The sequence below is a fragment of the Rhodococcus sp. NPDC056960 genome (assembly GCF_042674125.1).
Lineage (GTDB): Bacteria > Actinomycetota > Actinomycetes > Mycobacteriales > Mycobacteriaceae > Rhodococcus_F.
Genome location: NZ_JBHURF010000024.1, coordinates 16,619 through 37,069, shown reverse-complemented (window position 1 = coordinate 37,069; position 20,451 = coordinate 16,619). Strand labels below are relative to the sequence as shown.

17 protein-coding genes are annotated in these 20,451 nt (G+C 69.0%); 7 read left to right on the top strand and 10 right to left on the bottom strand.

All coding sequences use genetic code 11. From position 1 onward, the window contains the following. Positions 1 to 45 precede the first annotated feature (45 nt). The 9 genes from ACFTWF_RS32210 to clpS all read right to left on the bottom strand — a co-directional run bounded on the left by ACFTWF_RS32210 (position 46) and on the right by clpS (position 6,779). On the bottom strand, positions 46 to 804 hold the full coding sequence (locus tag ACFTWF_RS32210; protein ID WP_378465153.1) for a cyclic nucleotide-degrading phosphodiesterase: 759 nt from the start codon (positions 802 to 804) through the stop codon (positions 46 to 48). A 122-nt stretch (positions 805 to 926) separates the two neighbouring features. After that, complete coding sequence (locus ACFTWF_RS32205; RefSeq protein WP_378465152.1) at positions 927 to 1,877, bottom strand: PLP-dependent cysteine synthase family protein; 951 nt, start codon at positions 1,875 to 1,877, stop codon at positions 927 to 929. 338 nt (positions 1,878 to 2,215) lie between these two features. Beyond that, on the bottom strand, positions 2,216 to 2,884 hold the full coding sequence (locus ACFTWF_RS32200) for a rhomboid family intramembrane serine protease (protein ID WP_378465151.1): 669 nt from the start codon (positions 2,882 to 2,884) through the stop codon (positions 2,216 to 2,218). Positions 2,885 to 2,903: 19 nt separating this feature from the next. Further along, positions 2,904 to 3,866, bottom strand: coding sequence for a PLP-dependent cysteine synthase family protein (locus ACFTWF_RS32195; RefSeq protein ID WP_378465150.1), 963 nt, complete (start codon positions 3,864 to 3,866; stop codon positions 2,904 to 2,906). Positions 3,867 to 3,873: 7 nt separating this feature from the next. Continuing rightward, positions 3,874 to 4,146 (bottom strand): MoaD/ThiS family protein, encoded by a 273-nt coding sequence (locus ACFTWF_RS32190; RefSeq protein ID WP_073360260.1) that lies wholly within the window; start codon positions 4,144 to 4,146, stop codon positions 3,874 to 3,876. 62 nt (positions 4,147 to 4,208) lie between these two features. Continuing rightward, a complete protein-coding gene (locus ACFTWF_RS32185; protein ID WP_378465149.1) occupies positions 4,209 to 4,685 on the bottom strand; it encodes a Mov34/MPN/PAD-1 family protein in 477 nt (158 codons plus the stop codon). A 64-nt stretch (positions 4,686 to 4,749) separates the two neighbouring features. After that, complete coding sequence (locus ACFTWF_RS32180; protein WP_378465148.1) at positions 4,750 to 5,820, bottom strand: P1 family peptidase; 1,071 nt, start codon at positions 5,818 to 5,820, stop codon at positions 4,750 to 4,752. Further along, complete coding sequence (locus tag ACFTWF_RS32175; protein WP_378465147.1) at positions 5,817 to 6,404, bottom strand: DUF2017 domain-containing protein; 588 nt, start codon at positions 6,402 to 6,404, stop codon at positions 5,817 to 5,819. Before ACFTWF_RS32175 ends, ACFTWF_RS32180 begins: the two co-directional genes overlap by 4 nt. A 36-nt stretch (positions 6,405 to 6,440) precedes the next feature. Beyond that, positions 6,441 to 6,779 (bottom strand): ATP-dependent Clp protease adapter ClpS, encoded by a 339-nt coding sequence (gene clpS / locus ACFTWF_RS32170; RefSeq protein WP_378465146.1) that lies wholly within the window; start codon positions 6,777 to 6,779, stop codon positions 6,441 to 6,443. Between clpS and ACFTWF_RS32165 the strand changes: the two genes are divergently transcribed. The 5 genes from ACFTWF_RS32165 to ACFTWF_RS32145 all read left to right on the top strand — a co-directional run bounded on the left by ACFTWF_RS32165 (position 6,778) and on the right by ACFTWF_RS32145 (position 13,421). Further along, on the top strand, positions 6,778 to 8,154 hold the full coding sequence (locus tag ACFTWF_RS32165; protein ID WP_378465145.1) for a nicotinate phosphoribosyltransferase: 1,377 nt from the start codon (positions 6,778 to 6,780) through the stop codon (positions 8,152 to 8,154). The two genes, clpS and ACFTWF_RS32165, sit on opposite strands and share 2 nt — an antisense overlap. Continuing rightward, positions 8,154 to 8,777: a nicotinamidase gene (locus tag ACFTWF_RS32160; protein WP_378465144.1), complete on the top strand. Its 624-nt coding sequence runs from the start codon at positions 8,154 to 8,156 to the stop codon at positions 8,775 to 8,777. The genes ACFTWF_RS32165 and ACFTWF_RS32160 overlap by 1 nt, the downstream gene beginning before the upstream one ends. A gap of 9 nt (positions 8,778 to 8,786) precedes the next feature. Beyond that, positions 8,787 to 10,835 carry an ATP-dependent DNA helicase gene (locus ACFTWF_RS32155; protein WP_378465143.1) on the top strand — a complete coding sequence of 683 codons (2,049 nt, stop codon included), beginning with the start codon at positions 8,787 to 8,789 and terminating at the stop codon, positions 10,833 to 10,835. Between the two features lie 76 nt (positions 10,836 to 10,911). Continuing rightward, positions 10,912 to 11,832 (top strand): ATP-binding cassette domain-containing protein, encoded by a 921-nt coding sequence (locus ACFTWF_RS32150; RefSeq protein WP_378465142.1) that lies wholly within the window; start codon positions 10,912 to 10,914, stop codon positions 11,830 to 11,832. Next, entirely contained in the window at positions 11,829 to 13,421 is a 1,593-nt protein-coding gene (locus ACFTWF_RS32145; RefSeq protein ID WP_378465141.1) for an ABC transporter permease, read from the top strand. Before ACFTWF_RS32150 ends, ACFTWF_RS32145 begins: the two co-directional genes overlap by 4 nt. Positions 13,422 to 13,460: 39 nt before the next feature. Here the strand turns inward: ACFTWF_RS32145 and glgP are convergent, their stop codons facing one another. Continuing rightward, the gene (glgP, locus tag ACFTWF_RS32140; RefSeq protein WP_378465140.1) at positions 13,461 to 16,058 is read right to left on the bottom strand and encodes an alpha-glucan family phosphorylase; all 2,598 of its coding nucleotides are present in this window, start codon (positions 16,056 to 16,058) and stop codon (positions 13,461 to 13,463) included. A gap of 161 nt (positions 16,059 to 16,219) precedes the next feature. On the opposite strand from glgP, the gene ACFTWF_RS32135 reads away from it, so the two are divergent. Both ACFTWF_RS32135 and glgB read left to right on the top strand, forming a co-directional pair. After that, positions 16,220 to 18,241 (top strand): maltotransferase domain-containing protein, encoded by a 2,022-nt coding sequence (locus ACFTWF_RS32135; protein ID WP_378465139.1) that lies wholly within the window; start codon positions 16,220 to 16,222, stop codon positions 18,239 to 18,241. Then, positions 18,238 to 20,436: a 1,4-alpha-glucan branching protein GlgB gene (gene glgB / locus ACFTWF_RS32130; protein WP_378465138.1), complete on the top strand. Its 2,199-nt coding sequence runs from the start codon at positions 18,238 to 18,240 to the stop codon at positions 20,434 to 20,436. The genes ACFTWF_RS32135 and glgB overlap by 4 nt, the downstream gene beginning before the upstream one ends. The last annotated feature ends 15 nt before the right edge of the window (positions 20,437 to 20,451 follow it).

Sequence of the window (20,451 nt, the reverse complement as noted above, 5' to 3'; positions counted from 1 at the left end):
AGCGGAGAGCCTAGTCGCCCCGCTGTGGGGCGCAGGCACACGGCTTCACACGGTGTAGACGCCGCCCGCGGACACGGCGTGGACGGGGCCGGAGAATTCGGCCTTGGCCTCGGCGATGACGTCTTCGCGGGACGTCCACGGCGGGATGTGGGTGAGCAGGAGTTCGGCGACACCGGCGCGATGCGCGACCTGACCGGCCTCGGTGCCCGAGAGATGGATGCCCTCGGGGCGGTTCGGGCTGTGCGTCCACGACGCCTCGGCCAGCAGCACGTCGGCATCGCGGGCCAGTTCGATCACTTCGTCGCACATCCCGGTGTCGCCGCTGTAGACGAGGGTGCGTCCGGCACCGTTGGTCACGCGGAACCCGTAGGCCTCGGGCGGATGGTTGACGCGGCGCGCGGTGATCGTCAGGTCACCGAACGTGACCGGCTCGCCGTCCACCCAGTGGTGCAGGTCGATCGTGTCGGAGATGTCGTCGATGTCGCCGCCGCATTCCGCGGATGCGACGCCGATCCGGCGGGCGGTGTCGGAGGGACCGAAGACGAGTGCGCGACCCCGGGGCGGGCGCGGATGGTAGCGACGCCAGACGAGCAGTCCCGGGAGGTCCAGGCAGTGGTCTGCGTGCAGATGGCTGAGGAGGACGGAGACCTCGCCGGGATCGGCGAACCGCTGGAGCGCACCGAGGACACCGGGTCCGAAGTCGAGTACCAGCGGCGGTGTGTCCGGCGCGGTCAACAGATAACCCGATGCAGGTGAGTCTGGTCCGGAGACGCTCCCTGAACACCCCAGGACGGTAATGCGCATACCCGCCATGCTGCCACGGCGACCCGTCGTGGAAAAAGCTTCCGACCGAATTGGCGCGTCGACCTCACAACCGATGGGGAACTGTGACCTGACCACGGCGATCTACCGAACTTCCGGCGCCGTTATCGTTCCCATGCCTCTTCGAGGACCTGAACTTGCGCGTCGTAGGTACCGGTGGACAGGTACTTCCATCCGCCGTCGGCGACCACGAACGCGATGTCGGCCCGTTCCCCGGCTTCGACGGCGCACCGGGCCACGTCGAGTGCCGCATGGAGATTGGCGCCGGTGGAGGTGCCTGCGAAGATTCCCTCGACGTCGATCAGCTCGCGGGTGCGCTGGATCGCCTCGGCGTGGCGAACGCGGAAACGGCGGGTGAGGACCGATTCGTCGTACAACTCCGGCACGAATCCCTCCTCGATGTTGCGGAGTCCGCACACCAGCTCCCCGAACCGTGGTTCCGCGGCCACGATTTCGATGTCCGCGACGTGCTCGCGGAGGAACCTGCCCGTCCCCATCAGAGTTCCCGTGGTGCCGAGCCCCGCCACGAAGTGGGTGATCTCGGGCAGGTCGCGCAGAATCTCCGGCCCGGTGGTCTCGTAGTGTGCCATCGCGTTGGCGGGGTTGCCGTACTGGTAGAGCAGGACCCAGTCCGGATTCTCGTCCGACAGCCGCATCGCGACGGCCACGGCCTCGTTGGAACCGCCCGCGGCCGGCGAGTCGATGATCCGGGCGCCGAACATCGTGAGCAGCTGGCGGCGCTCCGCCGAGGTGTTCTCGGGCATCACGCAGATCAGCTCGTAGCCCTTCAATTTGGCGGCCATCGCCAGCGAGATACCCGTGTTGCCGCTCGTGGATTCGAGAATCGTCGCACCGGGGGTGAGTCGGCGGTCCCGCTCGGCCTGCTCGATCATGCGCAGCGCCGGGCGGTCCTTGATCGAACCGGTGGGATTGTGGTCCTCGAGCTTGGCCCACAAACGCACCGGGCGGCTGCCGTTCCACGAGGGCGACAGCCGGGGCAGGCCCACGAGAGGGGTGTTTCCGAGTGTGTCGATGTACGAATCGAACCGTGCCACGGCAGCGATCAGCCTTCCGCGACTACGCAGCGAACGGACGGACACTCGCCGTCGACGTCGAGGTTCGGAATGGTGACAGCCATAATCTGCTCCTGAGCGTGCGGATGGGTGCGGCGAGGGAGATCCGACGCTGGGAACGCAGTCGGCGACTCAGCGTGTGCGAACCCGCGAGTTCGAACCCCATCAACCGGCCACCCGCGATGACACCGTGGGCAGCTCTGAACTACGCGGTTCCTACGGTGCCCGGATCTCGCGAGGAGCCTACCAGCAGGCCGTTCGACCAGGCGTCCGATGCGGAGTACACGCTGGTAGACCGCATATTCGGTTCTCGGGAGCGATCAGCCGAACGACTGCGGCCCCACCGCTTTCTGGTTGCGCTGCTTTCTGGCGTCCGAGGAGAGCAGCCACGCTGCGACGACTCCGCCCACGGCTCCGAACAGATGTCCTTGCCAGGACACGCCCGGCGCGCTCGGCAGCACGCCCCACAGCAGTCCGCCGTAGACGACGAACACGACCACACCGACGAGGATCTGGCCGATGCTGCGGGCGAATATTCCCCGGACCAGCAGGTACGCGAGCCAGCCGAAGATCAGGACCGAGGCGCCGATGTGGTTGGAGTAGGTTCCGCCGGTCAGCCACGTCCCGAGACCTCCGACGACCCAGACGATCCCGGTGGCCGCGAGACCGCGGGCGATGCCCGACAGCAGCACGAGGAACCCGAGGACGAGCAGCGGGACGGTGTTCGCGAACAGGTGCGCCCAGTCGTCGTGCAGTACCGGGGCGAACAGGATTCCCCACAGGCCGTCGATCGACCGCGGTTCCACACCGTTTCGCTCGAGCCGCTCGCCGGACAGGACGTCGACGATCTCGATGACGTACAGCAGCATGGTGAAGCCGCCGACGAGGATCGCCGACTGCAGCCACAGCGGCCTCGACTTCGGCGACGGCGTCGTGCCGCCCCGCGGTACCGGCGACCCGAAACGTGAGGAGTCGAACGAAGAAGTCATGATCTGCGCACCGCCGTCGTCATGCCCACAACTGTCCTTCCAATGCTTCTTCCGCTTCCTCGACCGTACCGCCGTACGCGCCGGTCGACAGATACTTCCACCCGCCGTCCGCGACGATGAACGCGATGTTCGCCGTGCGTTCGGCGTTGACCGCTTTGCGCGCCACTCCCAGGGCGGCGTGGAGGATCGCGCCGGTCGAGATGCCGGCGAAGATGCCTTCGTTGTCGATCAGCTGCCGGGTGCGACGGACCGCGTCGGCGGGGCCCACCGAGAACCGCGAGGTGAGGACGGACTCGTCGTACAACTCGGGAACGAAGCCGTCGTCGATGTTGCGGAGGCCGTAGACGAGTTCCCCGTACCGCGGTTCGGCGGCCACTATCTCGATCCCGTCGACGCGTTCGCGCAGATACCGGCCGACGCCCATCAGGGTTCCGGTGGTGCCGAGACCGGCCACGAAGTGGGTGATCTCGGGGAGATCGCGCAGGATCTCGGGGCCCGTGGTCTCGTAGTGCGCCAGCGCGTTCGCGGGATTGCCGTACTGGTAGAGCATCACCCAGTCGGGATGCTCTGCGGACAATCCCTTGGCCACCGCGACAGCCTGATTCGAGCCGCCGCGGGCGGGTGAGTCGATGATCTCCGCCCCGAACATCGTCAGCAGTTGCCGGCGTTCCACAGACGTGTTCTCGGGCATGACGCAGATCAGGCGGTAACCCTTGAGTTTCGCGGCCATCGCCAGCGAGATCCCGGTGTTCCCGCTGGTCGGTTCCAGGATTGTCGCACCCGGGGTCAGGGTGCCGTCGTTCTCGGCCTGTTCGATCATGCGGAGCGCGGGCCGGTCCTTCACCGAACCGGTGGGGTTGCGGTCCTCGAGCTTCGCCCACAACCGGACCGGTGACGGGCCGTTCCAGTCCGGCGACAATCGGGGCAGCCCGACGAGGGGGGTGTCGCCGAGGGTGTCGATCAGCGAATCGAACCGCGCCACGCCGCGATCAGCCTCCCGCGACGGCGGGCAGGATCGTCACCGAATCTCCGTCGGCCACCTCGGTGTCGAGTCCACCCGAGAACCGGACGTCCTCGTCGTTGACGTAGACGTTGACGAAGCGGTGCAGGCGACCGTCGTTGATCAGGCGGTCCTTGATCCCGCCGTAGTGACCGTCGAGGTCGTCGATGACGGCGGAGAGTGTGGGACCTGTTGCCTCCACTCGCTTTTCACCGCCGGTGTGGGTACGGAGGATGGTGGGGATCGAAACTGTGACAGCCATGATCGGCTCCTCGGTGTGTGGGATGTCTTCCTGCCGCAGGCCCGTCGCGTCGGACGGCACCGTTACTTGTCGGGAACGTCGGCCACGGAGGTGTGGGCGAATTTGTAGCTCTGGACCACGTCGACGGGTTCCTCGGTGACGACACCGTCGACGATGCGGTAGCTGCGCAGTTCGTGAGTGTCGGGGTCGCGGGTGGAGATCAGCACGTAGTGGGCGTCCGGTTCGGACGCGAAGGAGACGTCGGTCCGGCTGGGGTATGCCTCGGTGGCGGTGTGCGAGTGGTAGATCACGACGGGCACCTCGTCCGCGTCGTCCATCGCCCGCCACACCTTCAGTTGCTCGCCCGAGTCGAATCGGTAGAACGTCGGCGAGCGCTCGGCGTTGATCATCGGGATGTGCCGTTCGGGACGGTCGGAGCCCTCGGGACCGGCGATGACCCCGCACGCCTCGTCCGGATGGTCGGCGCGCGCATGCGCAACCATCGCTTCGACGAAGTCCGATCGAATCACCAGCACGTCATCCACCTCCGTGAGCGTCATCCTAGGTGCGGACCGTCGAGTCGGCCACCAGGCCGGCGGGCCGCATGTCACGGCGGGCCGCTTGTCAGGAACGCAGTGCAGAGGGGAACAGTTCACAGTAGGTGGGAATTCCCGCGACGGGGGTGGCGCTGAGGACGGCGTCGACGACGGCCTTCTCCACCACTTCGGCGGCCGCCGTGCAGACGGCGTCGACGACGGGCAGATCGGGCGGGAAACTGTCGGGCACTCCGGCCGGGTGGTGAACCGGGTGGATGCCGGTGGAGAGCGCGAAGATTGTGTCACCGTCGAGCGGCGAATGCGCAGGCCGGACCGCGCGGGCGAGCCCGTCGTGTCCCGCGACGGCGACGCGGCGCATCGCGGCCTTGCCGAGTGCGGCGTCGGTCGCGACGACGCCGATCGTGGTGTTGAGGACGGTGCTCTTGTCGACAAGTGCGCGCGCCGCCGACAACTCGGCGGCGCGCGGGGGCCGGAGCCCGAAGGCGGCTGGGCCCACGGTGGCGACGCCCCACGGCAACCCCGTCGCGGGGTCGAACACGGTGCCGACGGGATTGGCCACCATCAGCGCGGACACCGTGATGCCCTTCGCCGGTCCGTCCGTGACGACGACGCTCGCCGTCCCGACTCCCCCTTTGAGCGCCCCGGCGCGGGCTCCCACCCCGGCGCCCACCGACCCGGACGTGACGGTGTGCGACGCAGAATCCGCTGCCCGATAACCGAATTCGGCAGTGGGCCGGATGCGCCAGTCACCAACCGGGAGATCGAAGATCACAGCGCCGGGGACGATGGGAACCACCTGCCCGGGCTCCCCCAACGCGATTCCGTGACCGTGTTCCTCGAGCCAGCGCATGACGCCGTCGGCCGCGGCGAGGCCGTACGCGCTGCCGCCGGTCAGGACAATCGCATGCACTTTCTGGACGCTGTGGCTGGGGTCGAGGAGGTCGGTTTCCCGGGTGCCCGGCCCGCCGCCGCGGACGTCGACGGCAGCGGTCGCGCCGTGCGGAGCGAGGACGACCGTGCATCCGGTGGCGGCGCCACTGCCGAGGGTCGCGCCGGCGTCGAGTTCGTGGTGGTGCCCGACGCTCAGTCCCACCACGTCGACAAGTGAATCGGTGCGGCCCGGCGTCGTGGCGGTCACGGTGCGAGCGCCTGAACCAGAGAGTCCTGCATCCAGGTCAGCCAGTGGTAGATGTCGAGGTGCGGTGCGCGGGGATCGGCGGGGTCGAGTTCGTCGGGGGTGTCGGCGTCGATGCCGAGATTGGTCCCGAGTGCCAGCCGGATATCGTTGAGTCCGCTGAGCCAGGCGTCGGCCTGCTCCGGGGTGAGCAGCACCTTGCCGCCGTTCTCGGGCACGGTGTGGAGGATGACGGAGCCGGCCGCCAGTTTGGCGTCGATGATCTCCGGTTCGTGGAGTCCGCGGAGCGCGCCGTTGATGTCGGCCTTCGATTCGGCCCGGATCTCCTCGTCGTCGGGTGCGTCCAGGTCGGGCCGGTGGAAGTCGGGCAGCAACCGGGCCAGGACTTCCTCGTCGGGCGCGGTCGTGTTGCCGGTGCGCATCCCGGTGAGTGCGGCGAGTTCGTCCTCCGGCGCGGACGCGGCCCGCTCCTCGAGGAGTCCGAGGACGGAGGCGACCAGTGATCGCAGGACCGTGGCCTCGTGCGCGTCCATCTCCGACCGCAGCTTCACGCCGCCGAGCGAGTTCTTCCTGCTCCACATCCGCACGTCGTGTACCGAATTCCTTACTGTCCGAACGGAAAGTTAGCTGCCGTCGCGCTGCATCGTGGCCCACAGACCCGCCGCGTGCAGCTTGCGTACATCGTTTTCGACCTTGTCCCGGGAGCCGCTCGACACGACGGCCTTCCCTTCGGAATGCACCTGCATCATCAGTTCCGTGGCCTTGGCTTTGCTGTAGCCGAAGAGCTTCTGGAATATGTACGTGACGTAGTGCATCAAATTCACCGGATCGTCCCACACGACGGTGACCCAGGGTCGATCATTGGCTTCATCGACCTCGACGACCTCCGCCTCCGCAGGGGTGACCTGCGGCGATGCCGGCACGGCATCCACGAGTGGAGCTGTCGTCGAGCGATGAGCCATGCCACCAGGGTACGACGCTCCTCCATCGGACGACACCGCGGCTTACAGTGGCCGGGTGTCCAGAGACAGCACCGCCTTGTTCACCGACCAGTACGAGCTGACGATGCTGTCGGCGGCCCTCGCCGACGGTTCCGCGCACCGGCGCTGCAGTTTCGAGGTGTTCGCCCGGCGCCTCCCGGACGGCCGCCGGTACGGCGTGGTCGCCGGCACCGCCCGTCTGGTGTCCGCGCTGGCGGAATTCCGTTTCGGCGAGCCGGAGCTCGAGATCGTCTCCCGCTTCCTCGACGACCGGACCGTCGAGTGGCTGCGCGACTACCGCTTCGGCGGTGACATCGACGGATACCGCGAGGGCGACTTCTATTTCCCCGGTTCCCCGATCCTGTCGGTCCGCGGCACGTTCGCCGAATGCGTCCTGCTGGAGACGCTGAGTCTGTCGATCCTCAACCACGACAGCGCGATCGCGTCCGCCGCCGCGCGCATGGTCAGCGCCGCCGACGGTCGGCCCATGATCGAGATGGGCTCGCGGCGCACCCACGAGGAATCCGCGGTGGCGTCGTCCCGCGCCGCCTACCTGGCGGGTTTCACGGCGACATCGAATCTGGAGGCGGTCCGCAGGCACGGGGTCCCCGGCGCCGGCACCAGCGCACACGCGTTCACGTTGCTGCACTCCACCCCGGACGGGCCGGACGAGGCCGCGGCGTTCCGCGCGCAGGTCGAGGCGCTGGGGGTGGGCACCACTCTGCTCGTCGACACCTACGACATCACCGAGGGCGTCAGGACCGCCGTGGAGGTCGCGGGCACCGGACTCGGCGGGGTGCGGATCGACTCCGGCGATCTGGGTGTCCTGGCCCGGCAGGTCCGCAGGCAACTCGACGACCTCGGTGCGACCGGGACGAAGATCGTCGTCTCGGGGGACCTCGACGAATATGCCGTCGCCGCACTGCGCGCCGAGCCGGTCGACGTGTACGGCGTCGGAACATCCGTCGTCGTCGGGTCCGGTGCGCCCACCGCCGGCATGGTCTACAAACTCGTCGAGGTCGACGGCATCCCGGTCGAGAAGCGCAGCAGCAACAAGGCGTCGCGGGGCGGCACGAAGCGTGCGGTGCGGTTCGCCCGGGACACGGGCACGCTGGTGGAAGAGGTCGTGTACTCGGCGCACGCGGATGCCCCCGGCGCCCCCGGGCTGGAGGCGCGGGAACTGCTGGTCCCGTTGGTGCGATCCGGTGAGACGGCGTGCGACGCGACTACCCTGGAGGACAGCAGGTCCCTCCTCGCCGCGGGTCTGGTCAGCCTGCCGTGGGAGGGGCTGAAGCTCTCCCGCGGCGAACCGGCGGTCCCGGTGCGGTTCGCCGAACCCGAGTCCAGGAGGGCGTGATGACCGCCACCCATATCCGGCGGGCACTGCTCGTCGTCGACGTCCAGAACGATTTCTGCGAGGGCGGCTCGCTCGCCGTGGACGGCGGTTCCGCGGTCGCGGCCGCGATCAGCCGCTTCCTGGCCTCCACTCCGTACGACGCCGTCGCCGCGACCATCGACCACCACATCGATCCGGGCAGGCACTTCTCGGCGGAGCCGGACTACGTGGACACGTGGCCGGTGCACTGCAAATCGGGAACACGAGGTGCCGACTTCCACCCGGACCTCGACCTGAGCGGCATCGAATCGGTCTTCTCCAAGGGCGAGTACTCGGCGGCCTACTCGGGCTTCGAGGGCACGGACCCCGACGGCCGGAGCCTGGAGAAATGGCTGCGTGCGGGCGGGGTCACCGACGTCGACATCGTCGGGATCGCCACCGATCACTGCGTGGTGGCGACAGCCCTCGATGCCGTGGCGGCGGGGTTCCCGACCCGGGTACTGCTGCCCCTCACCGCGGGCGTGTCCCCCGCGACCGTCGAGGCCGCTCTCGAGCGGATGCGGGCCGCCGGGGTGCGCCTCGTGGGCCGCGACCCGGACGCTCCCTCGGACCGCGTGGCGATTTCTGACGTAGGTCCCGAGTAACCTGCTCGGGTGCCTGAAAACCTCCCCAACGTCCCCGAGCTGTTGCGCACGGCGGTGCGGTCGCTGGGCGGCGCCGAACGGTCGAACCAGCTCACCATGGCCTCCGCCGTCGCCCACTCGATCGACACCGGGGAGCATCTGGCCGTCCAGGCCGGAACGGGTACCGGCAAGTCACTCGCCTACCTGGTGCCGAGCGTCCGGCACGCGGTGCAGAGCGGCAAGACGGTCATCGTCTCGACGGCCACCATCGCGCTGCAGCGTCAGCTGATCGACCGCGACATGCCGCGGCTCGCGGACGCGCTCGAGGGTTCCCTCGGCCGCAGACCGCACTTCGCGATCCTCAAGGGCCGCAACAACTATCTCTGCATGAACAAGATCCACACCGGGACTGCGGAGGAGCCGCCGGCCGACGAGCTGTTCGATCCGTTCGCGGTGTCCCGGCTCGGGCGTGAGGTCCAGCGTCTCACCGAGTGGTCCTCGGACACCGAGACCGGTGACCGCGACGACCTGGCCCCCGGAGTCAGCGACAAGGCGTGGCGGCAGGTCAGCGTGACGGCGCGGGAGTGCCTCGGCAAGTCCCGCTGCCCGGTCGGCGAGGACTGCTTCGCCGAGCGGGCCCGCGCGGAGGCGTCGCAGGTCGACGTCGTCGTCACCAACCACGCGCTGCTCGCCATCGACGCCATCACCGGAATCGCGATCCTCCCCGAACACGACGTCGTGGTCATCGACGAGGCGCACGAACTGGTCGACCGTGTCACCAACGTCGCCACCGCCGAGTTGGCGGCGTCGACGATCAGCGCCGCGGCGCGGCGCTGCGCGAAGCTCGTCGACGAGGAGGACGCCGATCGTCTCGAGGCAGCGGGCGAGGGCTGGGCGGCGCTGCTCGAGGAGTTGCGGCCGGAGCGGTGGGAGGCGTTGCCGCCCGGCGCCGCGCCCGCGCTCGCCGCCGTCCGCGACGCCGCCTGGTCGCTGCGCACGGCCATCGGCCCGTCCCGTCCCGGCATGGCGTTGAGCGATCCGGAGGCGGCCGCGGCACGCAACACCGCGCTCGCGTCGGTCGAGGAGGTGCACGACAGCGCCGTCCGCGTGCTCAGCGCCTTCGACGAACCGGACCCGGCGAAGCGCCACGACGTGGTGTGGCTGGCCGCGGATGACAACCGCGGTTCGGTCCGCCGGGTGGTGCGGATGGCGCCGCTGTCGGTGGGCGGGCTGCTGCGGTCCCGGCTGTTCGCCGAATCGACGGTGGTCCTGACGTCCGCGACGCTGACCGTCGGCGGCTCCTTCGACGGGCTGGCGGTCAACTGGGGGCTTCCCGCCGAATCATCGGTCGTCATCGATCCGGCGCTGGCCACCGGATCCGAGGCGCCGTCCGACGCAGGCACGATCAAATGGAACGCCCTCGACGTGGGATCGCCGTTCGACCACGGCCGCGCCGGCATCATCTACATCGCGAAACATCTTCCGCCGCCGGGACGGGACGGCCTCTCCCCCACGTATCTCGACGAGATCGCCGAACTCGTGGAGGCGGCGGGCGGCCGCACCCTGGGATTGTTCTCGTCGATGCGGGCCGCCAAGGCCGCGTCCGAGGCGATGCGCGACCGACTCGACAGCCCGATCCTGTGCCAGGGCGACGACTCGACGGGGGCCCTCGTCCGGGCGTTCGCCGGCGACGAGCCGACGTCGCTCTTCGGCACCCTGTCGCTGTGGCAGGGGGTCGACGTGCCGGGCCCGTCGCTGAGCCTCGTGATCCTCGACCGCATCCCGTTCCCCCGCCCCGACGACCCCCTGCTGGTCGCCCGGCAGAAGGCCGTCGAGTCCCGCGGTGGCAACGGGTTCCTTTCCGTCGCAGCCAATCACGCGGCCCTGCTGCTGGCGCAGGGCGTGGGGCGACTGCTCCGCAGTGTCGACGACAAGGGGGTGGTGGCCGTCCTCGACCCGCGGCTCGCCACCGCCCGCTACGCCGGATACCTCCGCGCGTCGCTGCCGCCGTTCTGGGAGACGTCCGATCCGGAAGTCGTGCGTAAGGCACTCGGCCGGATCCGCGACTCGCGCCCCTGAACCGCGGTCGCGCCGGCCTGAACCACTGTCGCGCACTGACTCGGACACCGGATCGGTGCGCACCTATGCTCGACCGATGGACCTTGCGATCTCAGTCCGCGGACTCACCAAGAAGTTCGGCGACGTCCTCGCCCTCGACGGCCTCGACCTGGAGGTGAAACCGGGTGAGGTGCACGGATTCCTCGGCCCCAACGGCTCGGGCAAGTCCACGACCATCCGGGTTCTTCTCGGTCTCCTCCGCGCCGACGGCGGTTCCGCGTCCGTTCTCGGTTCCGATCCGTGGCGGAATTCCGTTCCCCTGCACCGACGACTCGCCTACGTTCCGGGTGACGTGAACCTGTGGCCCACGCTGTCCGGCGGGGAGGCGATCGACCTTCTCGGGCGCCTGCGCGGCGGACTCGATCCGGCGCGTCGCGCCGCGCTGATCGAACGGTTCGAACTCGATCCCACCCGCAAGGGCCGCACGTATTCGAAGGGCAACCGGCAGAAGGTCGCCCTGGTGGCGGCGCTGGCCGCGGACACCGAACTCCTCATTCTCGACGAGCCGACATCGGGCCTGGACCCGTTGATGGAGGCCGTGTTTCAGGAGTGCATCACCGAATTCGCGCGCGGCGGGCGCACCGTCCTGTTGTCCAGCCACATCCTCGCCGAGGTCGACGCGCTGTGCCACGCCGTCACGATCATTCGCGCGGGCAAGACCGTGCAGGCGGGAACGCTGACCGAACTGCGGCATTTCACCCGCACGACGGTGACGGCCACCACCCGGATCAAACCCAACCCCATCGCGAACGTCCCCGGTGTGCACAACCTGCGGAAGGGTGACGACGCGAACACCGTGACGTTCGACGTCGACGCCGATCAGATCGATCCGGTCATGACCACGCTGACCGGGCTGGGCATCGTCTCCATCACCGCCAACCCGCCGACGCTCGAAGACCTGTTCCTCCGCGAGTACCGCGACGAGGTCGAGGCCCTCGGGATCGGACGGTCGCAGTGAGCCGGCTGAGCGGAGCGGCTGTGCTGGCCGAACTGGCGGTGCGCACCGACCGAGTGCGGATCCCGGTGTGGACGGTCGCGGTCGCGGGACTGACCGTGCTGCTCGCCTCGAGTTACTCCACCATCTACCCGACCGCACAGTCCCGTCAGGCCCGTGCCGAACTCATCTCGTCCCCGGCCGCGACCGCGCTCGCCGGTCCGGGGTACGGCCTCGACGACTACACGCTGGGCGCGATGGTGGCCAACGAGATCGCCGGTATGACGATGGTGGCGGTGGCGATCATGTCGGTACTGCTGGTGACCCGGCACCTGCGGACCGAGGAGGAGACCGGGCGCACGGAATTGGTGCGCGCCGGCGTCGTCGGTCGGTACGCGGGCATCACGGCGGGACTGATCTCCGCGGCACTCGCCAACGTGTTCGTCGCCCTTCTGCTCGTCATCGGGTTGCTGGCCGTGGGTCTGCCGCCGGCGGGGTCGCTGAACATGTCCGCCGGTGTGCTGGTGGTGGGTCTGGTGTTCACCGCGCTGTCGGCACTGGCGTCTCAGCTCACCGAACACGCCCGCGCCGCGAGCGGGGCCGGAATCTGCGCGGTCGTCGTCGCGTATCTGCTGCGTGCCGTCGGCGACGTCCAGGAGGGGCGAAGCGGGAGCCTGCTGACGTGGGTGTCGCCGATCGGCTGGTCGCAGGCCACCCGCGCCTATGTCGACGAACGCTGGTGGCCGTTGCTGATCGGCCTCGTCGCTGCGGCGCTGACCGTGGCGGGTGCGTATGCCGCCATCGGTCGCCGGGACGTCGGGGCGGGGCTTCTCCCGCCACGGCGTGGGCGCGCCGAGGCGACCGCCCGCCTGAACGGTGTCGCGGCACTGGCGACGCGTCAGCAACGCGGCCAGATCCTGGCCTGGGGTGTCGGCGTGTTCGCCCTGTCGCTGCCCATCGGGTCCCTGGGCAGGCAGATCAGCGATTTCATCGACCAGGATCCCGATCTCGCCCAGCTGCTGCCGGGTGGCGCCGCCGCGGCGGCCGACGGGGCGTTCGCCCTCTACCTGGTGTTCCTGGTGGTGATGGCCGCGATGTACGCCGTCGGGGCGGTCGGGTCCATCCGCTCTGAGGAGTCCTCGGGTCGCGCCGAGGAGGCGTTGGCGACTCCGGTGTCGCGGGCGCGATGGCTGGGCGGGCAGCTGGCGATAACCGCCACCGCGGCCGTCGCGATCGCGGCGGCGGCAGGGATCGGCATGGGGATCACCGCCGCATTCACCCTGTCCGACGCGGGCGCTGTCGGCCGGTTGCTCGGGGCGGCACTGAATACCGTGCCCGCGCTGCTCCTGATCGTCGGGCTGTGCGCGGCGGTGTACGGCATCGTCCCGCGCATGCTGCCGGTGTTGTGGGCCTACCTGGGCTACGTGCTCGTCGCCGGCATGTTCGGGGAAGTGCTCCCGGGCTGGTTCGGGGTGCTGTCCCCCTTCCACTACACGCCCGCCCTGCCGGCCGAGAGTTTCGCGGCCCCTCCCCTCGTCGTTCTGCTCGGTGTCGCGGCGATCCTGTTTCTCGCCGGAATCACGGGCTTCCGGCGACGGGACGTGGGCCGCTGAGGTGTCGGCCGCCGGGGTCCCCGTCGGCCGACTCGGCGGTCAGGGGTGCGGCACCGCCACCAGACCCAGCTCCGACGGATCGACGAGCAACCGGTGGTGCGGGAGGACCCGCACCGTGTATCCGACCGACCCGGACAGCGGCAGCGCCAGGTCCGCGGCGAACAACTCCCCCGACTCGTCCGACGACAGGTGGGTCATCGGGACGGTGACGATGTCGGTGAGTTCCTCGTCCGGACCGGCCTTTCCGATGACGGCCTGCACGGTGACGTCCTCGACGGACAGTGCACCGAGGCGGACGCGGGCGCGGAGTGCCAGATTCGCTCCGATCTCGGGGGTGTCGGGCAATCCCGCGCCGTCGACCTGCAGGACCGCGACCGCCGGCCAGGCCGCCTCGACCCGGCGACGGAACCGGGCCAGCTCGCGGGCGCCGGCGAAGTCGTCGGCCGCCACCGTCCGGGCCGATTCGGCCGCCGGCGCGTAGTACTGGACGGCATAGTCGCGCACCATCCGCGACGCGAGCACCTTGGGCCCGAGATTCTGCAGCGTGTGACGGACCATCTCCACCCAGCGCACCGGCAGGCCGTCGGCGCGGTCGTAGAACCGGGGCAGCACGGCGCGCTCGAGCAGCTCGTACAGCGCGCTGGCCTCGAGGTCGTCCCGCCGGGTCTCGTCGACGACGCCGTCGGCGGTGGGGATGGCCCAGCCGTTCTCACCGTCGAACATCTCGTCCCACCACCCGTCGCGAATCGACAGGTTCAGTCCGCCGTTGAGCGCCGATTTCATGCCCGACGTGCCGCAGGCCTCGAGTGGTCGCAGCGGGTTGTTGAGCCACACGTCGCAGCCCCAGTACAGGTACCGCGCCATCGACATGTCGTAGTCGGGGAGGAAGGTGATCCGGTGCCGGACGTCGGCGGCGTCGGCGAAACGCACGACCTGCTGGATGAGGGCCTTCCCACCGTCGTCCGCGGGGTGACTCTTCCCCGCGACCACCAGCTGCACGGGCCGCTCCTCGTCGAGGAGGAGGGCCTTCAGCCGAGCGGGATCGCGCAGCATCAGCGTCAGTCTCTTGTAGGTGGGCACCCGGCGGGCGAACCCGACCGTGAGCACGTTCGGATCGAACACTTCGTTCGTCCAGCCGAGCTCGGCCGACGTCGCTCCGCGTTCGATCCAGGACGCGCGCACCCGCCGGCGCACCTCCTCCACCAGCTTCCCGCGCAGCGCGTTCCGGGTCGCCCACAGCTCCTCGGCGGATAGATCCTGCAGCCGCTCCCAGCCGCGGGCCTCCTCCACCAGCTCGGGGCCCAGAATCCGGGTCGCCAGGTCGATCCACTCCGGTGCGGCCCAGGTGGGCGCGTGGACGCCGTTGGTCACCGAACCGATCGGCACCTCGCCGGCGTCGAACCCCGGCCACAGCGGCCGGAACATCTCACGGCTGACGATGCCGTGCAATTTGGACACACCGTTGGCGCGCTGCCCGAGTCGCAGGCCCATGTGGGCCATGTTGAACACCGACGGATCCGGCTCGCGCCCGAGTCCGAGGATCCGGTCGACCGTCAGTCCCGGCAGCAGCGAGGATTCGTTCGCGCCGTTGTCGCCACCGAAGTAGTGCCGGACGAGGTCGGCCGGGAATCTGTCGATTCCGGCGGGCACCGGGGTGTGGGTCGTGAACACGGTGCCGGCGCGGACCGTGGCCAGGGCCTCGTCGAAGTCGAGGCCGCCCGCGGTGACCAGTTCCCGGATCCGCTCGATGCCGAGGAACCCGGCATGTCCCTCGTTCATGTGGAAGACGACGGGATCGGGCAGACCGTAGGCGTGGGTGTAGGCGCGCACGGCCCGCACCCCGCCGATGCCGGCGAGGATCTCCTGCTTGATCCGATGGTCCTGGTCGCCGCCGTACAGTCGGTCGGTGACGCCCCGCATCTCGGCGTCGTTCTCCGCGATGTCGGAGTCGAGCAGCAGCAACGGGACGCGCCCCACCTGGGCGATCCAGACCCGGGCGCGCAGAACCCGGCCGCCGGGGACCGCGACGTGGACGAGGACGGGGGCACCGTCGGACGAGGACGGCCCGGACTCGGTGAGCAGCCGCAGCGGCAGACCCTGCGGGTCGTGGGGCGGGTAGTGCTCGGCCTGCCAGCCGTCGGCGGTCAGCGACTGACGAAAGTATCCCGAGCGGTACAGCAGCCCGACTCCGATCAGCGGCAGCCCCAGATCGGACGCCGCCTTCAGATGGTCGCCCGCGAGGATCCCGAGACCGCCGGAGTAGTTGGGCAGCACTTCGCTGACACCGAACTCCATTGAGAAATAGGCGATCCCGCCGTCCAGCGAGACTCCCTTGGCCTGCTGGTTCTGATACCAGCGGGGCCTCGACAGGTAGTCGTCGAGATCGGCGGCCGCGGCGTCGAGGCGCGCGAGGAACGAGACGTCCTCGGCCAGTTCGTCGAGGCGCGCGGGATCGACCTCGCCGAGCATCCGGACCGGGTCGAACTGCACCTGCCGCCACAGGTCCTCGTCCAGCAGTCCGAACAACTCCTGCGTGGCCGGGTGCCACGACCAGCGGAGATTGGTGGACAACGGTCCGAGGGCAGCGAGCCGCTCCGGAAGGTGGGCGCGGACAGTGAACCGACGCAAGGCTTTCACCTCGCGAACGATAACGCACTACGAGGACCACTGCGTGCGTGTCGGGGTGGGTCGGCGCCAGAACTCCAATACCGACAGGAACCGGTCGACTCCATTACGGTTGAACCGGCGGCCCAGCCCACGAGCCGCCGGCAACTTCCGGCTATGGAACGGAGCCCAGCGTGACAGGTCGACTCGGTATCGACGACGTGGAACCGAACATCGGATGTGGTCGGTATCCAGCCAAGGCCGTTGTGGGTGAGGTGTTTCCCGTCCGGGCAACAGTGTGGCGCGAAGGCCACGACGCCGTGGCCGCCACGCTCGCGGTGCGGGGGCCCCGTGGCGCCGCGTCGGGCGGCTCCGCGACGTTCCGTATCCCCATGACCAGCGGCCCGGTGCCCGATACCGTCGACGGCTCGTTCACTCCGACCGGCGAGGGCCTCTGGACGTACCGCATCGAGGCGTGGAGCGATCCTGTGACCACGTGGAAGCACGCGGTCGAGGCGAAACTGTCGGTGGGTCAGGGCGCCGCCGAACTGGCCAACGACCTCGAGATCGGTGCACGGCTCTTCGAGCGTGCCGCGAAGGGTGTGCCCCGCGCCGACCGCTCCCGGCTGACCGGGGTTGCGGCGTCGCTGCGTTCCGACCGTCACCTGTCCGAACGGGTGGCGCCGGCATTCGGGTCGGACCTCACCGAACTGCTGCGGGCGCATCCGCTGCGCGACCTCGTCACCAAGAGCGAACCGCACACGGTGCTCGTCGACCGCACCCGCGCCCTGTTCGGCTCGTGGTACGAGTTCTTCCCGCGCTCGACCGGCGGCTGGGACGAGAACGGGCGACCCCGGCACGGCACGTTCGCCACCGCCGCGGCCGCGCTCCCCCGGATCGCGTCGATGGGATTCGACGTCGTCTACCTCCCGCCCATCCACCCGGTCGGCAAGATCAACCGGAAGGGCCCCAACAACACCCTCACCCCGGGGCCCGAGGACGTCGGTTCACCGTGGGCCATCGGCTCGGACGAGGGCGGCCACGACGCGATCCACCCCCAGCTCGGGACGATGCGCGACTTCAAGGCCTTCATCGCGGCCGCCCGGAAGTTGAACATGGAGGTGGCCATCGACCTGGCCCTTCAGGCCGCGCCGGACCACCCGTGGGCGAAGAAGCACCCCGAATGGTTCACCGTGCTTCCCGACGGCACCATCGCCTACGCGGAGAATCCGCCGAAGAAGTACCAGGACATCTATCCGGTCAACTTCGACGACGACCGGGACGGCATCTACGCGGAGGTCCTGCGGGTGGTGCGGCACTGGGTGGCGGCGGGTGTCAAGATCTTCCGGGTCGACAACCCGCACACCAAACCGGCCGACTTCTGGGAGTGGCTGATCGCCGAGGTGAAGAAGTCGGATCCGGACGTCCTGTTCCTGTCCGAGGCGTTCACCCGTCCGGCCCGGTTGTACGGCCTCGCCCGCCGCGGGTTCACACAGTCGTACACGTATTTCACGTGGCGCACGGCCAAGTGGGAGCTGACGGAGTTCGGCAAGGAGATCGCCGCGAAGGCCGACGAGGCGCGCCCGAACCTCTTCGTCAACACCCCGGACATCCTGCACGAGAGCCTGCAGCACGGCGGCCCGGGCATGTTCGCGCTGCGCGCCGCGCTGGCGGCGACGCTGTCTCCGACGTGGGGCGTGTATTCGGGATACGAACTGTACGAACACGTTCCGGTGCGGGCGGGCAGCGAGGAATACCTGGATTCGGAGAAGTACGAGTTGCGTCCCCGCGATTTCGAGGGTGCGGCCGCACGCGGTGAGTCCCTCGAGCCGTGGATCACCGCGCTCAACCGGATCCGCAGGCAGCATCCGGCGTTGCAGCAGTTGCGCAACATCCATTTCCATCACGTCGACAACGACGCCCTGATCGCCTACTCCAAATTCGACGCCACCACCGGCGATGCGGTGCTGACGGTGATCAACCTCAACCCGTATGGCGCCGAACAGGGCAACGTGTGGCTCGACATGCCCGCGCTCGGACGCGACTGGCACGACCACCTGACCGTGCTCGACGAGGTCACCGGCGAGCAGTACCACTGGGGCCAGGCCAACTTCGTGCGCCTCGAACCGTGGCGCTCCGTGGCCCATATCCTGGCACTACCGTCGATCCCCTATCCGGCCAGAACGAAGCTGGCCCACCGCGGAGGTACAGAGTGACCGTCGAACCGCCTGCCGCCATCGCACCCGACGCCGCCGACCTCGACCTGCTGGCGCGGGGAGAGCATCACGACCCCCACTCGATCCTCGGTGCGCACCCGCACCCCGAGGGCACGGTGATCCGCGCACTGCGGCCGTATGCCGAGGCGGTCGACGCTGTCATCGGGGGAACGAGTTTCTCGCTGGACCATCTTGCACACGGGGTGTGGGGAACGCTCGTCCCGTACCGGGACCTGATGGACTACCGCCTGTCCACGACGTGGCCGGGCGGTCACAACGACGTCTCCGCCGACGGGTACCGGTTCCTGCCCACCCTCGGCGAACTCGATCTGCACCTGTTCGGGGAGGGCAGGCACGAACGGTTGTGGGAGATCCTCGGCGCACACCGCCGTCGTTACGACACCCCCGACGGCACCGTCACCGGCACGTCGTTCGCCGTGTGGGCCCCCAACGCCCGCGGTGTCAGCGTGATCGGCGATTTCGACGGGTGGAGTGGCCGGAACTTCCCGATGCGCGTGCTCGGGTCCACCGGGGTGTGGGAGCTGTTCATCCCCGGTATCGAGGTCGGCGAGTTGTACAAGTTCCGGGTCCACGGGCCCGACGGCAGCGCGCGCGACAAGGCCGATCCCATGGCCTTCGCCACCGAGGTGCCGCCCGCGACGGCGTCGCGGGTGTCGGTCAGCACGTACGAGTGGAACGACGCCGAGTGGCTGGAACAGCGCGCCGCGACCGAGCCGGCGCAATCCCCGATGAGCGTGTACGAGGTCCACCTCGGTTCGTGGCGTCCCGGGTTGACCTACCGCGAACTGGCCGAGCAACTCGCCGCCCACGTCACGGAGACGGGTTTCACGCACGTCGAGTTGCTTCCGGTCGCCGAGCACCCGTTCGGCGGATCGTGGGGGTACCAGGTGACGTCGTATTACGCGCCCACCGCGCGGTTCGGCTCCCCCGACGACTTCCGGTGGTTCGTCGACCACCTGCACGCCGCCGGCATCGGGGTCATCGTCGACTGGGTGCCTGCCCATTTCCCCAAGGACGAGTGGGCCCTCGCACGATTCGACGGCACGCCCCTCTACGAACACAGCGACCCTCAGCGCGGCGAGCAACTCGACTGGGGAACGTACGTGTTCGATTTCGGGCGGCGGGAGGTCCGCAATTTCCTGGTCGCCAACGCGCTGTACTGGCTGGACGAGTTCCATGTGGACGGCCTGCGCGTCGACGCGGTCGCCTCGATGCTGTACCTCGACTATTCGCGGCCGGAGGGCGGGTGGACGCCGAACATCCACGGCGGCCGGGAGAACCTCGAGGCCGTCGCCTTCCTGCAGGAGACCAATGCCACGGTCCACAAGCAGCACCGCGGGGTCGTCACCATCGCCGAGGAGTCGACGGCGTGGCCGGGAGTCACGCGCGCGACCAACGTCGGCGGTCTCGGTTTCAACATGAAATGGAACATGGGGTGGATGCACGACACCCTCGGATTCATGGCCCACGATCCCGTGCACCGCAGCTATCACCATCACGAGATCACGTTCTCGCTGATGTACGCGTGGAGCGAGAACTACCTGCTGCCCATCAGCCACGACGAGGTGGTGCACGGCAAGGGCACCCTGTGGACACGGATGCCGGGAAACGACCACGCGAAGGCCGCGGGGGTCCGCGCCCTGCTCGCGTACATGTGGTCCCACCCGGGTAAGCAACTGCTGTTCATGGGCCAGGAGTTCGGACAGACCGCGGAATGGTCCGAGGAGCGGGGACTCGACTGGTACCAACTCGACGACCGGTACACCGGCGGCTTCCATCGCGGTCTGCTCCGTCTCGTCCACGACCTCAACGCCACCTACCGCGAGCACCCGTCGTTGTGGACTCTCGACACCTCGCCGGGCGGGTTCTCCTGGATCGACGCCAACGACACCGCCAACAACGTTCTGAGCTTCCTGCGCTACGGCACCGACGGGTCGATCCTGGCCTGCCTGTTCAATTTCTCGGGTTCCCCGCACGCGAATTATCGTGTGGGCTTGCCAGAACTGGGCGAATGGCGTGAAATTCTCAACACCGACGCCGAGGCCTATGCGGGATCGGGTTGGGGAAATCTCGGTGCGGTGACGGCGACTTCGCAGCCGTGGCACGGCCGTCCCGCCTCGGCAGAGGTGGCACTGCCCGCCAACGGGGCGATCTGGATGAGTCTGGAGCGTTGATGAAGGCACGGCCTT